At 63.8% G+C, this 13,721-nt stretch carries 9 protein-coding genes and 3 pseudogenes; 7 read left to right on the top strand and 5 right to left on the bottom strand.

Going from position 1 to position 13,721, the window contains the following annotated elements; translation table 11 throughout:
* Positions 1-41: 41 nt before the first annotated feature.
* From AC0V7N_RS15005 to AC0V7N_RS14990, 4 genes and pseudogenes are all read right to left on the bottom strand, one after another.
* Positions 42-2,999 carry an autotransporter outer membrane beta-barrel domain-containing protein gene (locus AC0V7N_RS15005; protein WP_475458742.1) on the bottom strand — a complete coding sequence of 986 codons (2,958 nt, stop codon included), beginning with the start codon at positions 2,997-2,999 and terminating at the stop codon, positions 42-44.
* Positions 3,000-3,151: 152 nt separating this feature from the next.
* Positions 3,152-3,274, bottom strand: a pseudogene (locus AC0V7N_RS15000) (IS5/IS1182 family transposase); the annotation flags it as partial.
* Between the two features lie 70 nt (positions 3,275-3,344).
* Positions 3,345-3,496, bottom strand: a pseudogene (locus AC0V7N_RS14995) (MucR family transcriptional regulator); the annotation flags it as partial.
* A 133-nt stretch (positions 3,497-3,629) separates the two neighbouring features.
* Positions 3,630-4,515: pseudogene (locus AC0V7N_RS14990) on the bottom strand (AraC family transcriptional regulator).
* A gap of 144 nt (positions 4,516-4,659) precedes the next feature.
* Between AC0V7N_RS14990 and AC0V7N_RS14985 the strand changes: the two are divergent.
* Positions 4,660-5,883, top strand: a complete 1,224-nt coding sequence (locus AC0V7N_RS14985) for an MFS transporter (protein WP_475458738.1) — start codon at positions 4,660-4,662, stop codon at positions 5,881-5,883.
* Positions 5,884-6,111: 228 nt separating this feature from the next.
* Positions 6,112-6,570: a LysR substrate-binding domain-containing protein gene (locus tag AC0V7N_RS14980; RefSeq protein ID WP_475458735.1), complete on the top strand. Its 459-nt coding sequence runs from the start codon at positions 6,112-6,114 to the stop codon at positions 6,568-6,570.
* A gap of 3 nt (positions 6,571-6,573) precedes the next feature.
* On the opposite strand, the gene AC0V7N_RS14975 is transcribed toward AC0V7N_RS14980, so the two are convergent.
* Positions 6,574-7,632 (bottom strand): diguanylate cyclase domain-containing protein, encoded by a 1,059-nt coding sequence (locus tag AC0V7N_RS14975; protein WP_475458733.1) that lies wholly within the window; start codon positions 7,630-7,632, stop codon positions 6,574-6,576.
* Positions 7,633-8,036: 404 nt separating this feature from the next.
* Between AC0V7N_RS14975 and AC0V7N_RS14970 the strand changes: the two genes are divergently transcribed.
* The 5 genes from AC0V7N_RS14970 (at position 8,037) to AC0V7N_RS14950 (ending at position 13,716) form a co-directional block, all read left to right on the top strand.
* Complete coding sequence (locus tag AC0V7N_RS14970; protein ID WP_475456790.1) at positions 8,037-8,975, top strand: IS110 family RNA-guided transposase; 939 nt, start codon at positions 8,037-8,039, stop codon at positions 8,973-8,975.
* Between the two features lie 431 nt (positions 8,976-9,406).
* Positions 9,407-10,444 carry a LacI family DNA-binding transcriptional regulator gene (locus AC0V7N_RS14965; protein ID WP_475458731.1) on the top strand — a complete coding sequence of 346 codons (1,038 nt, stop codon included), beginning with the start codon at positions 9,407-9,409 and terminating at the stop codon, positions 10,442-10,444.
* Between the two features lie 63 nt (positions 10,445-10,507).
* A complete protein-coding gene (locus AC0V7N_RS14960; protein ID WP_475458728.1) occupies positions 10,508-11,755 on the top strand; it encodes an ABC transporter substrate-binding protein in 1,248 nt (415 codons plus the stop codon).
* Between the two features lie 174 nt (positions 11,756-11,929).
* Positions 11,930-12,859 carry a carbohydrate ABC transporter permease gene (locus AC0V7N_RS14955; RefSeq protein WP_475458726.1) on the top strand — a complete coding sequence of 310 codons (930 nt, stop codon included), beginning with the start codon at positions 11,930-11,932 and terminating at the stop codon, positions 12,857-12,859.
* On the top strand, positions 12,859-13,716 hold the full coding sequence (locus AC0V7N_RS14950; protein WP_496627931.1) for an ABC transporter permease subunit: 858 nt from the start codon (positions 12,859-12,861) through the stop codon (positions 13,714-13,716). Before AC0V7N_RS14955 ends, AC0V7N_RS14950 begins: the two co-directional genes overlap by 1 nt.
* Positions 13,717-13,721 lie beyond the last annotated feature (5 nt).

The raw sequence follows: 13,721 nt of genomic DNA, 5'->3' as shown, positions 1-13,721 counted from the left end.
GCCGCCGGAGCCGGGGAGGCCGTTGCTACGCCCGGGTTCGCTCAAAATCTGACGGTGAGATCGAGCTTGGCGCCGTTGTCGGTTGTACCTGAACTGAACTGGCCGCTGTAGGAGATGTCAAGCGTTGCGACGTCGGTGAGGGTGAAGTCTAGGCCGGCCTCCAGAACCGCGCTGTCCTTTGCGATAGGAGCTCCGGCGATGGTGAAGGCGTCGGAGCCGGCAAAGGTGAAGGATGACAACGGTGTGGTATCGCCGAAGGCATGCCGCCAGCCGATCATGCCGCGTGCGGTGGTGTCGATACCGGCCAGCGTGAATCCGCTGGAGGCCCTGAGGCCGAGCGTGGTGAAAGTGGCGTCGGTGGTTGAACCGGAGCTGGTCAGCGCAGCGTCGCCGCCTTGTTCGGTAAAGCCATCGGTGTGCAGTCTGACATAGGCAAGGTTGGCAAAGGGTTCGAAGGATGCCGTTGCCATATCCACGCGGTAACCGAGCTCGCCGAACACCTGCGCGGTGCCGGCGTCGTAGTCGCTCTTGAGGCTGTCGGCAAAGCCGGAGAAGGCAACCGAACGGCCGGTGTCGATCTGATGCCAGCTATAGGCCGCACCCGTCCTGAAGCCCAGTGCTGCCCATTGCGTGCCGCCATAGACACCAAGGTGATAGTTGTCGCTGCCGCCGCCGGAGGCGCGCTCGGTGGCGTCGAACGAAGAATGGCTGTAGCCGGCGATGATGCCGGCGCGCCAGTTCTCGGCCACGAAGCCATCGACACCCATCAGCAGGCCGCCTGTCGAGCGGTCGAAGGCGGCGGCATTGCCGTCGCTGTCGGTCGAGCCCCAGGAGCCGAAGGCCTGACCCCAGGCGGCAAGACGGTCGGTGTCGGCCGCGACGAATTCGGGACCGCCCTCGCCGTAGGCCATCACAGGCAGCGCCTTAACACTACGCTCTCCGAAGGCGGCGCGGAGGCGCTCGCTTGCCGCGTCGCGGATGAAGCGGCTGTCCTCGATCAACATGCCCTTGGCCGAGGCATGCACTTCGCCCGACAACGCATCGAAGGCGCCACGGATCGTCGGTGCGTCAGCGGCCAGAGTGACGATGGCCTGATAGAGAGCGCTGCCCGAACTGAGGCTTTGGACGCCGTTGGCGGTGGCCTTCTGGTTGCGGGTGCTGGAGTAGACACCGAAGTTAATATCGTTGCGGTTCAATGTCAGCAGGACGTCATTGTTGCCGTAGCTCAACTCAGGGGTAAGGAAGGCAAAATTCGAGGTTACGCCATCGAAATGGCCATCCACACCGCCAGTTGCGGTCAGGATAGTATAGGTCGAGGATGGCCGGTAAGTTCCGCCCGTGCCGATATGGGCGACCGAGCCGCCGACGATGGCGGCTATGCCGTTGACTGCGACCAAATCGCTATCGGCGCCCGCCGGATCGACCTCAACCGGGAAATACGAGCCGGCGTTGAATGTCAGATTGCCGTTCACCGTCAACGTGCCGATCGCGGCGACGCCAGGTGCCAGCGTGCCGCCAGCTTCAATCACCGTTGTTCCGACAGAGCCACGGCCGCCGAGCGTTGCGCCCGCCTTGACCGTCACCGCGCTGGCAATGCTGGCATTCGGCGTCGCATCGTCGCCAACAATCAACTGGCCTCCGCTGACACTTGTCGGACCCGTGTAGGTGTTGATCCCCGTCAAGACCAGCGTGCCCAAGCCAATCTTGGTCAGCCCGCCCGGCCCGCTGATCGGGCCCGACAGGGTGGCCTTGTTGCCGGCCGTGTCGAACGTGCCGCCCTGGCTCATCAACGTGACTGGCAGCGCGCTCGCGATCCCATCGCCGGCGAACTGCATGGTTCCGCCGGTGAACACTGGTCCTGGCGAGCCGGCCGCCCCTGATGCCAGCGTGCAGGCGAGCGCGCCTGACGTGTTGGCCTTGAAGGTCAGCCCGCTCGCGAGCAGCGCATTGCCGTTCGAGCAGATGCCGGGAAACTGCGGTTGGTTCCCGACCGCGATCGGCAGGCCTGGCGTGTTGGTGGCGGTATCGATTGGTGTGACGGTGTTGTCGTTCTGATTGGTCACATAGACGGTCTTGCCGTCCGGACTGATGGCCACGCCCAATGGACCCTTCCCGACCGGGATCGGCGCCGCCGGCGTATTGGTGGCGGTATCGATCGGCGTGACGGTGCCATCAGAGAGATTGGCTACATAGACGGTCTTGCCGTCCGGACTGATGGCCACGCCAAATGGGCCATTTCCGACCGGGATCGGCGCGCCCGGCGTATTGGTGGCGGTGTTGATCGGTGTGACCGTGTTGTCATAGAGATTGGTCACATAGACTGTCTTGCCGTCCGGACTGATGGCCACGCCTGCTGGACCGTTCCCGACCGGGATCGGCGTGCCCGGCGTATTGGTGGCGGTATCGATCGGCGTGACGGTGCCGTCAAAGAGGTTGGCCGCATAGACGGTCTTGCCGTCCGGGGTCACGGACAAGCCAATCGGGTTGCTCCCGACCGGGATGGGCGCGCCCGCGGTGTTGGTGGCGGTATTGATCGGCGTCACCGTGTTGTCGACCTGATTGGTCACGTAGACGGTTCTCCCGTCCGGACTTATGGCCACGCCCAATGGACCATTCCCGACCGGGATCGGCGCGCCCGGCGTATTGGTGGCGGTGTCGATCGGCGTGACGGTACCGCTGGCCAAATTAGCGACATAGACAAAGGACTCATCACCGGTGACAACGGCAGCAGCCGCAAAGATCCCTGTCGGTATGGCACTCCCCTTCACGGCATTGGTCGAGGTATCCACCACGGATGTGCTGTTATCGCTCGCACTGGGCACGTAGAGGAATGGACTGGATTGCGCCTGCGCCGCGCCGGCTGCAAGCAACGGTACCAAGACGGCCGAGCCGATCAGCGCGGGGCAGCCGCGACACAGCGCGGTCGCGTTGGCCCTGATGTCCCCCGCGCACGCTAGCAACGTCTTGATTGAGTTCAGCCGCCGCTTCGGCCGAGTCACAGCAGTCTCCCCCATTCCAACTCCATTGTCCCGCATAGGGTCTGTTGAGATTCATCTGGAATTGGTGACGGCTGCGGCAAGATAGATCATTGCTGCGAAGCTCTGATCGGTTTTGTCGCAGCGCATCGCGATGCGTTTGAATTCCTTGAGTTTCGCGCGATCCACAACACAGCCTCAACGGCCAGCCTGTTGTCGCTACCGCTACGACCAGGATCGCTTGCCCAATGAGGTTCCATCTTCGCCCATTGGGCGTCCGTCAAAACGAATCTATCCATCAAAAGCTTGAATCACACCAAGCCTCAAAAAGGAATCCTGATTCTCGATCAGGCGCTAGACCGATTGACTCGCAAGGGCGGATTGCTGAGCTGCGCAGTTCGCTGCAACCATCGGATAGTCCTTCGCAAGTCCCACTTGGCCCGATATTCGTCTGGGAGCAGACCGTAGTGAACGCCCAGATGCCTCTTTAGAGACTTGAATTTCTTCCCGTCTTCTAGAGCTTGTTCACCGTTTCACGGAAACGGCGAACCGCTCTGACTCTTTTTTGACGCAATTCCCAAGGGAAAGCGCTACGCGCTTTTCCCGGGAAAACCGCTTCACACTTTTCCTGGAATTGCTCATCGGCATCTGCCGTTACGGCGCCGGGCTCTCCAGCCGAGCCGGCCCGATCAGGCGACGAGCGACTTCGACGCTTTCGCGCGCACCGCGCATGTAGCCGCGCGGCGAGGCTCCGAGCATGCGCTTGAACATGGTGATGAAGGCCGGCACGCTGTCATAGCCGAGATCGAGCGCCACCCGGGTGATCGGCTCGCCATCGGCGAGCCTGGGCAAGGCCGCGAACAGGCAGGCCTGCTGGCGCCATGTCGACAGCGACAGGCCGGTCTGGCGCTGGAAGGCGCGCGTGAAGGAGCGCCGGCTCATACCGGCGGCATCAGCCCATTCGTCGATCGTCGCATGCGGCGAAGGTGCCGCGACAAAGCGGCGGCACAGTATCGCCAACCTCGGATCGGACGGAAACGGCAGCCCGAGCGGCCGTTCCGGCAAGGTCGGGATTTCATGCAGCAACAGGTTCATGATCAGCCCGCCGCGCCCTTGCAACTCGCCGCCTTGCGGCAGTTTCTCCGATTCCACGATCAGGCTGTGCATCAGTTCGGTGACGCCGACGACACGCAAGCCTTCTGGCAGCCCGGGAATCGCGCCCGGCATGACATAGACCGAGCGCATCGAGACATCGCCCAGCATCTCGACGGAATGCTCGGTGCCGGCCGGAATCCACATTGCGTGGTCTGGCGGCACCATCCAGCGCCCGTGCCGCGTCGTCACCAGCACGACGCCGACCAGCGCGTGCAGCAACTGGCTGCGGCTGTGGCGGTGCTGCGGCACATGGTAGCCATCGGGATATTCGGTCGGCAACGCCACCGCCGGCCCGGCGACCTCCTCCAACCATTGCCATCGACTTCTCATGCAATTGGCCAAGATCGGCATTGCCGGCGCGAAAGATTTCCCTGCCATGTGGCATCGGCTATGGCCCACTTGCGAAACTATTGGACCAAACCACGAAAGAAGTCGCGCGGCAAGCAGCCTATAAGGCATCCGTCCCTAAGGCGGCCGCACCGCCAGATTGCCTGCGGGCGTGCCCGCCAAAAAGACCACGGAGCCATCCTTGACCGATACGACAGCCGCCAGCGTCGCGCCACCAGCGCCCGCCAGTTCCGCCCAGGCGACGGCCTTCACCGTCATCCTGGCGGTGAGCTTCTGCCACTGCATCAACGACATCATGCAGTCGCTGCTATCGGCCATTTATCCCTTGCTGAAAGAGAATTACGGCCTCGATTTCTGGCAGATCGGCCTGTTGACCTTCACCTTCCAAGTGACGGCATCCCTGCTGCAGCCGATCATCGGCATGATCACCGACAAACGGCCGATGCCCTATTCCCTGCCCTACGGCATGGCCTCGTCGCTGATCGGCCTGGTCGTGCTGGCCTATGCCGGGCATTACTATTTGCTTTTGATCGGCGCCTCGCTGATCGGCATCGGCTCGGCGATCTTCCATCCGGAATCCTCGCGCATCGCCCGCTTCGCCTCGGGCGGCCGGTTTGGCCTGGCGCAATCGCTGTTCCAGGTCGGCGGCAATTTCGGCCAGTCGATGGGGCCGCTGCTGGCCGCCTTCATCGTCGTGCCCTTCGGCCAGACCAGCATCGCCTGGTTCGCCGTCGGCTCGCTGATCGGCATCGTCGTCTTGTGGCAGGTTGGCGGCTGGTACAGCCGCCTGCGCGCCGCGCAAGGCACCCGCAAGGCGGCAAGCTTCGTCTCGCCCTTCCCGCGCCGCAAGGTGATGAACGCGTTGATCGTGCTGACCCTGCTGGTGCTGAGCAAGAACGCCTATATCGCCAGCCTCGCCAGCTACTACACCTTCTACTCCATCCATAAATTCGGGGTGTCGGTGCAGATGTCGCAGATCATGCTGTTCCTGTTCCTCGGTGCCTCGGCGCTGGGCATCCTGCTCGGCGGCCCGTTCGGCGACCGTTATGGACAGAAGGCGATGATCTGGTTCTCGATCGTCGGCGTCCTGCCCTTCACGCTGGCGCTACCTTACGCGAACCTGGAATGGACCATGGTGCTGACGGTGCTGATCGGGCTGATCCTGTCGTCGGCCTTCTCCAACATCGTCGTCTTCGCCCAGGAACTGGTGCCTGGCCGCGTCGGCATGATCGCCGGCATCTTCTTCGGCTTCGCCTTCGGCATGGGCGGCATCGCGGCCGCCGTGCTCGGCGTCGTCGCCGACATGAAGGGCATCGATTTCGTCTTCCAGATCTGCTCGTATTTGCCGTTCCTGGGACTGCTGACGGTGTTCCTGCCCAACATGAAGGAAGCGAGAAAGGCCTAGACAGTCGTTGCAAGAGGCAGAGGCAAAGTGGGCGTCGATAAGACGAGATGCCCCGCCTTGCCCTGCCCTTCCCGCGGCGAAGCAAGGCTTCAAGGCCGGTTTTGGGGATGGCAACTCCTTCAGTGAACGGGCGCGTCAGGCGCCGGCGGGATCGAGAAAAACGAAAGAGAGTGGATGAGGTCGCCGTGGAAATGCGCGACGTCGGTTCCAGTCACGGCGACAGGGCCGTTGGGCGGCCCGGACTGCCAGCGCAGCCGCCCGACGCTCGCCTATGCCGCCTATGCCGCGAGCAAGCTTTCGGCGCCCGATTTACCCGGGCAGATCACCGATTTACCCGAAGAGATTACGAATCTGCCCTGGCTGACCTACGAGGACGGCATGGCGTACCTGCCGCAGGCGCGCTGGATCGCCGGCGTTTCCCGTAAGGATGGTCACGCGCCACTTGTCGTCAACGATGCCGAACCGCTGCTGCAGGCGATCCTGGCCGGACTTGGCCGCTCGCTGCTGCCCTGTATTGTCGCCGATCATATGACGGGGCTTGCACGCCTGCCGGAGGACGGCCATCCCTTCCCCGCCCGCGAACTGTGGCTGCTGACGCATCCCGATCTACGCCACCTCGCTCGCATCGCGGCGGTCACCACCTGGATCGAAGCGACGATCCAGCGGCTCGAGACCAGGAAGGTCTAGTCGTTACGCCGCGGCACTCCGGCCTTTCGCACCGGCTTCCGCCTTGAAGATGCGGAACGTGTTGCGGCCTGCCGCCTTGGCGGCATAGAGCGCGGTGTCTGCCTTCGCGAACAGGTCGCACGGCGAGCCCGCCCCGGCAAACGCAATACCGACCGAAGCGCCCAGCCTCAGTGACTGGCCGCGGACCGCGACCGGCTTGCCCATCCTCTCGATGATGTCGCGCGCCACGCCGGAGACGGCACCTCGGTCGAGATGCGAGCCGAGCAGCACCGCGAACTCGTCGCCGCCGACGCGCGCCACCAGTTCCGCCTCGCCGCAGCCACCGGCAAGGCGCTCGGCCGCCGCCTTCAGGCACTCGTCGCCGACGACATGGCCGAACGTGTCGTTGACCGCCTTGAAGCCGTCGAGGTCGATCAACAGCAGCGCGCCGAGTGGGCGGCTTTCATCCACCTGCGCCAGCCGCGCCTGGAACCGGGCGCGGTTGGCAAGTCCGGTCATGGCATCGAATTCGGCGAGATAGCGCATCCGGTCCGAGAGGATCTTTTCCTCGGTGATGTCCTGCTTCATGCCGAAGATGCGCACCGGCACGCCTTCCTCGCATTCGACGGTCGCGGTGATGCGGATCCAGCGGCTGTGGCCGGCGAAAGTGGTGATCTCGGCGTCGAGGCTGAAGCCGCTGCGCTCGGCGATCGCGCGGCCACGCAAACTGTCCAGCGCCTTGCGCGACTCCGCCGGATAGCACTTGATGATCTGCGAGCGGTCGAGCACCGAGCCGCGTGGCAGATCGAACAGATCATAGACCACATCAGTCCAGTGCAATTCTTCGCCAGGCAGGCTGCATTCCCAAACGCCGATGCGCGCGGCGGCCGAAGCACGGTCGAAGATCTTGCGGCTGTGCGCCAGCGAAACCTCTTGCCTGGCGATCAGCGCGGCCTGTGCCGCGAGTTCGGCCTTGAGCTTGGAGATGGCAGCATCGCGACGGCGCTCGTCGGCGCTGTCGTGTCCCGCCCGCTTGCCGGGCTGCGAGGCCGGGCCTTTCGGAGCGTATGACGTATCGGGCATGGCGGAATTCCTGGCGGGCGACCACCATGGCGCAACAGCCCTTAAGACTTCGCTGACAATCCGTGGGGCTCCTCGCCCCACTACCGTGCTACGGCATGCACACATTTCCAATCAGCTGATCTTTGGCGATAGCATGCATGGCAGCTTGGTGCATGCATTGTCTGATGCTGCTGGTCGACCCCCACTCCGTCTCGGCTTTGCCGAGACACCTTGTATCTACACGAGAGAGATTTCGTGGGATTGAAGCGATTGAGCCAAGGCCCGGGCGGCCGCCCGGACCTTGGCTTGGCGAAGTCGCCCGTACCACCTGAGGTTACAGCCGCGGGAGAGCTTGGGATCTTCGCCTTCGTCACGCACGACCGAACAGTCGCTTGGTTCCAACCGTACGCACAAGGCAGGTTACCGTGAACAAGATCATTTGTGGAGTTGATGTTTCTAAGGATTGGCTGGACGCGCATATCAGGCCGAGTGGGGCGATAGAGCGCTTCGCCAACGATGCGACGGGGATCGCAGCTCTTTGCCTGTTTTGCCGCAGCCATGGCGCAGCTCTTGCGGTGATGGAGGCGTCGGGCGGCTACGAGCGGCTGGGCTTCATGCTTTTGTGGGCGCACGGCATGGAGTGCGCTCTGGTCAATGCTAGAAGCGTGCGCCGCTTCGCCGAGGCGATGGGCCATCTGGAGAAGACCGACCGGATCGACGCTGCCGTCATCGCCCATTACGGCGCAGTCAAGAAGATGGTTCCCACGCCACCGCCCAGCACTGCTCAGCAGCGCCTTGCTGCGCTGGTTGGGCGGCTTTGCCAAATTGTCGGCGATGCCACCATCAACAAGCAGCGTAGAAGTGCCGCACGCGATGCCGAGGCATGCGCCAGCATCGAGGCCATGCTGGCCTTCCTCAAACGCGAGGAGCGGCGCCTGGCAGGCGAGATCGCCTCCATGATCGATGACGATCCGCTGTGGGCCAGGCTGGGATCGGCATTCCGTTCGCTCAAGGGTGTCGCCGGGCGCACCGTCGCCCGCCTGATGGCCGAACTGCCCGAGATCGGCCTCATCTCCAACAAGGCCATCGCCAAGCTGGCAGGCCTCGCCCCCATCGCCAATGACAGCGGCAGGCGCGCCGGCAACAGGCATGTGCGCGGCGGACGCGCCGGGCCGCGTGGCATCCTCTTCATCGTCGCGGCCATCGTGGCCAAGTTCGATCCCCATCTCAAAGCGTTCACTCAACGGTTGCAACAGGCGGGAAAGCCCAAAATGCTCATCCGCATCGCGCTCGCCAGAAAACTTCTCGTCATCCTCAATGCAAAAGCACGCGACGCGAGAAGCGAGTTCGCAAATGCAACTTGACACCCCAGATAGTCGCTCTCCCCCGATCGACGGGGTAGAGGAAGGGCGCCAAGCTCTTTGCCGTCAACGCTCGTCCAGCAAAGCTCCCTTCCTTTCCCTCCGGAGGGGGGAAAGGTGGCGCTGCGAAGCAGCGACGGATTGGGGGAACCACGTAGCAATCAAGCTCGGGCTGATCAGTCACGCCAGTCACAGAAGATGTGCATAGCGTAGACGGGAGTGGGGGCGAGGAACCCAAGTCTTGCTAGCCTCAGCCCTTTCTCTGCCCACCGACAGACCTTCGCCACTTTTCCCCTTGAACGCTCCCCAAATCTGGCCTAGCCTGACTTGAGAAAAGGTTTTTCCAAACAGTTTCGATCGGGCTTGGCCATTGGCCGGGCCTTGTTCCGGCCTGTAAGAGAAAACCTTTTCCCAACTAAGGATTCCTCGGCGCGATGGCATCGGAACCTGTCCCGGTCTTCCCAAAACCCGTCACCTTGCGTGACGTGGCGGCGCAGGCCGGCGTCAGCGTCGCCACCGCGTCGAAGGCGCTCAACGACCAGGGGCGCATGACTGCCGAGACGCGCGAGCGCATCCGCGAGACGGCGCGCAGCCTGGGCTTCCGGCCGAACAGCCTGGCGCAGAGCCTGCTCCGGCGCCGCTCCTTCACCGTCGGCCTGCTCACCAACGATACCTATGGCCGCTTCTCGCTGCCGCTGATGTCGGGCATTTCCGACGCGCTGGTCGACAATGGCGTCTCGGTGTTCCTGTGCAATGTCGAGGAGGATCCGCGCCTTGGCCAGCTGCATGTCGACGCCATGCTCGACAAGCGCGTCGACGGCATCATCGCCACCGGCAAGCGCATCGACCGCCATCTGCCTGTCGATCTCTCCAATCTGCGCGTGCCCGTGATCTATGCCTTCACCCAGCCCGATCCCGACGCCGTCGCCTTCGTCTCCGACGATGCCGGCGGCGCTCGGCTGGCGGTAGAACATTTCTGCCGGCTCGGCCGCCGGCGCATCGCCCATGTCAGCGGGCCGGCGAGCTTTGCCGTGGTCCACGCCCGCGCCCAGGCCTATCGCGACGTGCTCGCCGAAAACGGGCTGCCGGTGACCGAGCCGCTGCTCGGCTCGTGGTCGGAAGCCTGGGGGCATGAGGCGGTGACGCAATTGTTCGATGGCAAGCACCAAAGACCCGACGCTGTCTTTTGCGGCAATGACCAGATCGCGCGCGGCGTCATCGATGCGTTGCGCGAGCGCGGCCTCAATGTTCCCAGTGATGTCGGCGTCATCGGCTTCGACAATTGGGAGATCGTCGCCGAAGCGACCCGCCCGCCGCTGACCTCGGTCGACATGAACCTTGTCGCCCTCGGGCGCGAGGCCGGGCTGACCCTGCTGTCACTGGTCGGTGGCCAGCCCGCCGCGCCGGGCATTCGAAAACTGCCGTGCCGGCTGGTGGTGCGGCATTCCTGCGGCCATCCGCTGGATGGCTGAAACGAAAGCGCCGCGTGATCGGCGCCAAGCCGCGGATAGCGGCCAACCTTGGAGGAGGAGAAGATGAGGAACCTGATTGCCAAACTGGCCCTGACCGCTGCCGTGCTGGGCAGCGGCCTCGGCGCTGCCGCCGCCGACACCGCCAACATCTGGGTGCGTGCCGACGGCTCGAATTTCATGCCGAGGATCGTCGACGCCTACAACAAGGGCCACACCAACCAGATCAAGCTCGACATCATCCCCAATGCCGAGATCATCCCGAAATATGGCGCTGCCGCCGCCGGCGGCACGGCGCCCGACGCACTGTCGCTCGACCTGATCTACACGCCCTCCTTCGCCGCCTCTGGCCAACTCGAGGACATCACCGACTGGGCCAAGTCCCTGCCCTATTTCGCCAGCCTGTCGCCGGCACATGTGAAGACCGGCACCTACAAGGACCACATTTACGGCCTGCCTTTCTCGGCCGACGCCTCGGTGCTGATCTGGAACAAGAAGCTGTTCAAGCAGGCCGGCCTCGATCCTGAAAAAGGCCCGACCAACTGGGCCGAGATCGCCGCCGATGCCGAGAAGGTCAACGCGCTTGGCGGCAACATCAAGGGCTTCTACTTCTCCGGCAATTGCGGCGGCTGCAACATCTTCACCTTCACGCCGCTGATCTGGGCCTCGGGCGGCGATATCCTCAGTGAAGACGGCTCCAAGGCGACGCTGGACAGCCCGCAACTGCGCGGCGCCATCGATCTCTACCGCTCGATGGTCAAGAAGGACCTGGTGCCGGCAGGCGCGCAGACCGACACCGGCGCCAATTTCTTCGCAGCCTTTGCCGCCGGCAATATCGGCATCTCGCCATCCGGCGCCTTCGCCATCGGCGCCCTCAACACCCAGTATCCCAATGTCGATTACGGCGTCACCTTCCTGCCCGGCAAGGATGGCGGCTGGTCGTCCTTTGCCGGCGGCGACAATTTCGTCGTCACCAAGGGCACCAAGAAGCTCGCCGTGGTGAAGGAGTTCCTGGACTTCGCCTATTCGCTCGAGGGTCAGACCATCCTGGCGAAGTACGGCAGCCTGCCGGTACGCGGCGACATCGCCAAGGACGCGCTGAAGGATCTCGATCCGCGCTACCAGATCGCCGCCGAGGCCATGGCCAAGGGCAAGACACCTTATTCGGTGGTGTTCAACGATCTGATCAACTCCGCCAACGGCCCGTGGACGCAGATGATCAACGAGGTGTTCTTCGGCGACGACGTCGACGGCGCCATCGCCAATGCGCAGGAGACCATGCAGTCGATCATCGACCAGGCGCCGCAGAAGTAAGCGCCGACCCCACCTCCCCCTCGAGGGGGGGTCGGACCGCAGGTCCGGGTGGGGTCGCCTCGGCAGTGCTCGACGCCTCTTTCTCGTCGGCGCGCTGCGGAGAGGACCCCACCCCCGGCCTTCGGCCGGACCCTCCCCTCAAGGGGGAGGGGACGCAGTGCCAAGGGAATCGCCATGACCACCATCACAGGCACCACCACCGCCCCGCCCCGCGCCCGAAAACTCGTCGGCGCCGGGCGCCGGCAATGGATCGGCCTGCTCTATGTCGCGCCGGCGGTGGCGCTGGTCATGGTGTTTTTCGTCATCCCGCTTGGCATGACGGCCTGGATGTCGCTGCACAACTGGCCGTTGATGGGCGAACATTCCTTCATTGGCCTCGACAATTACGGGGCGATCCTGCGCGACACCAGGTTCTGGAACGCGCTCAAATTCACCGGCTACTACACGGTGATCGTCACCATCGCGATCTTCGCCGTCGCCTTTCCCCTGGCGATCTTCATCGAAAAACCGCGGCCGCTGACCAATCTCTACCGCACCTTCTTCTTCATGCCGGCGGTGGTCGGCTTCGCCTCGGCGAGCCTTTTGTGGTCATGGCTCTTGAATGTCGATTCCGGCCTGTTCAGCCCCGCTGCCTACGAACTCGGCCTGATCGACAAGAAGTTCAACCTCTTGGCCACCTTCCAGCCGGCCTTCTGGTCGATCATCGCCATGGTGGTGTGGAAGGTCGCCGGCTTCACCATGATCATCCTGATGACCGGCCTGCAATCGATCCCGCAGGACCTGCAGGAGGCCGCCGTCATCGACGGCGCCGGACCGTTCGCGCGGTTCCGGGCGATCACCTTGCCGCTGATGCGCCGCACGCTGGCGCTGGCGCTGATCCTGTCGGTCGCCGGCTCGATCCTCGCCTTCGACCAGTTCTACATCATCCTGCGTGGCGGCCCGCGCAACCAGACGCTGACGGCGGTCTACTGGATCTTCAACCAGTCCTTCGTGTCGTTCAAGCTCGGCTATGGCGCGGCACTGTCGATGGTGTTGCTGGTCATCCTGGTGGCGCTCAGCCTCGTCCAGCTCTGGCTGCTGCGCAAGCCGGAGGGCGTCGACTGATGGCGCAGGCGATATCAGCCAAAGGCAAGCTCGCCGCCCGCTTCGCCCGGCATTCCACCGGCATCATTGCCTCGGTGCTGTTCGTGGCGCCGATCGTGTGGACGGTGCTGTCGGCCTTCAAGCCGGCGGCCGAAGCGCGCCTACCGCCGCTGCCGCCATGGCCGACCACGGGCTTCTCGCTGGAGAACTACGCCACGCTCAACTCCTTCGGCGACGGGCTGTGGGCCTCGGCGCAGAACAGCATCTACGTCTCGGTGATGACCGTCATTCTGTCGGTCATCGTCAGCGTGTTGGCCGGCTACGGCTTCTCGCGCTTCCGGTTTCCGTTCAAGGACCTGTTCTTCGTCCTCATCCTGTCGACGATCATGATCCCGTTCCAGTCGATCCTGACGCCGATCTTCCTGGTGCTGACCAAGCTTGGCCTGCACAACACGCTGACCGGCCTGGTTGGCGTCTATGTGACGCTGCAGCTGCCGTTCTCGATCTTCATGATGCGCAACGCCTTCGACGCGGTGCCGCGCGAGATCGAGGAGGCGGCGCGCATGGACGGCGCCAACAACGTCACCATGCTTTTGAAGGTGATGCTGCCACTGGTCTGGCCGGGCGTCGTCACCATCGCGCTGTTCGCCTTCCTCGGCGCCTGGAACGAGTTCCTCGCCGCCCTGGTGCTGATGACCGACCAGTCCAAATTCACGCTGCCGGTGATGATGACCGCACTGCAGTCGGGCCGCTTCGGCGCCATCGACTGGGGTGCCGTGCAGGCGGGCGTCACCGTGATGATGGTGCCCTGCCTCATCCTCTTCCTCGCTTTGCAGCGCTTCTACATCCGCGGCCTGATGGCCGGGGCCGTCAAGTAATCGCC

It is taken from the genome of Mesorhizobium kamtschaticum (genome assembly GCF_056174585.1).
This window is presented reverse-complemented; position numbering and strand designations above follow the sequence as displayed.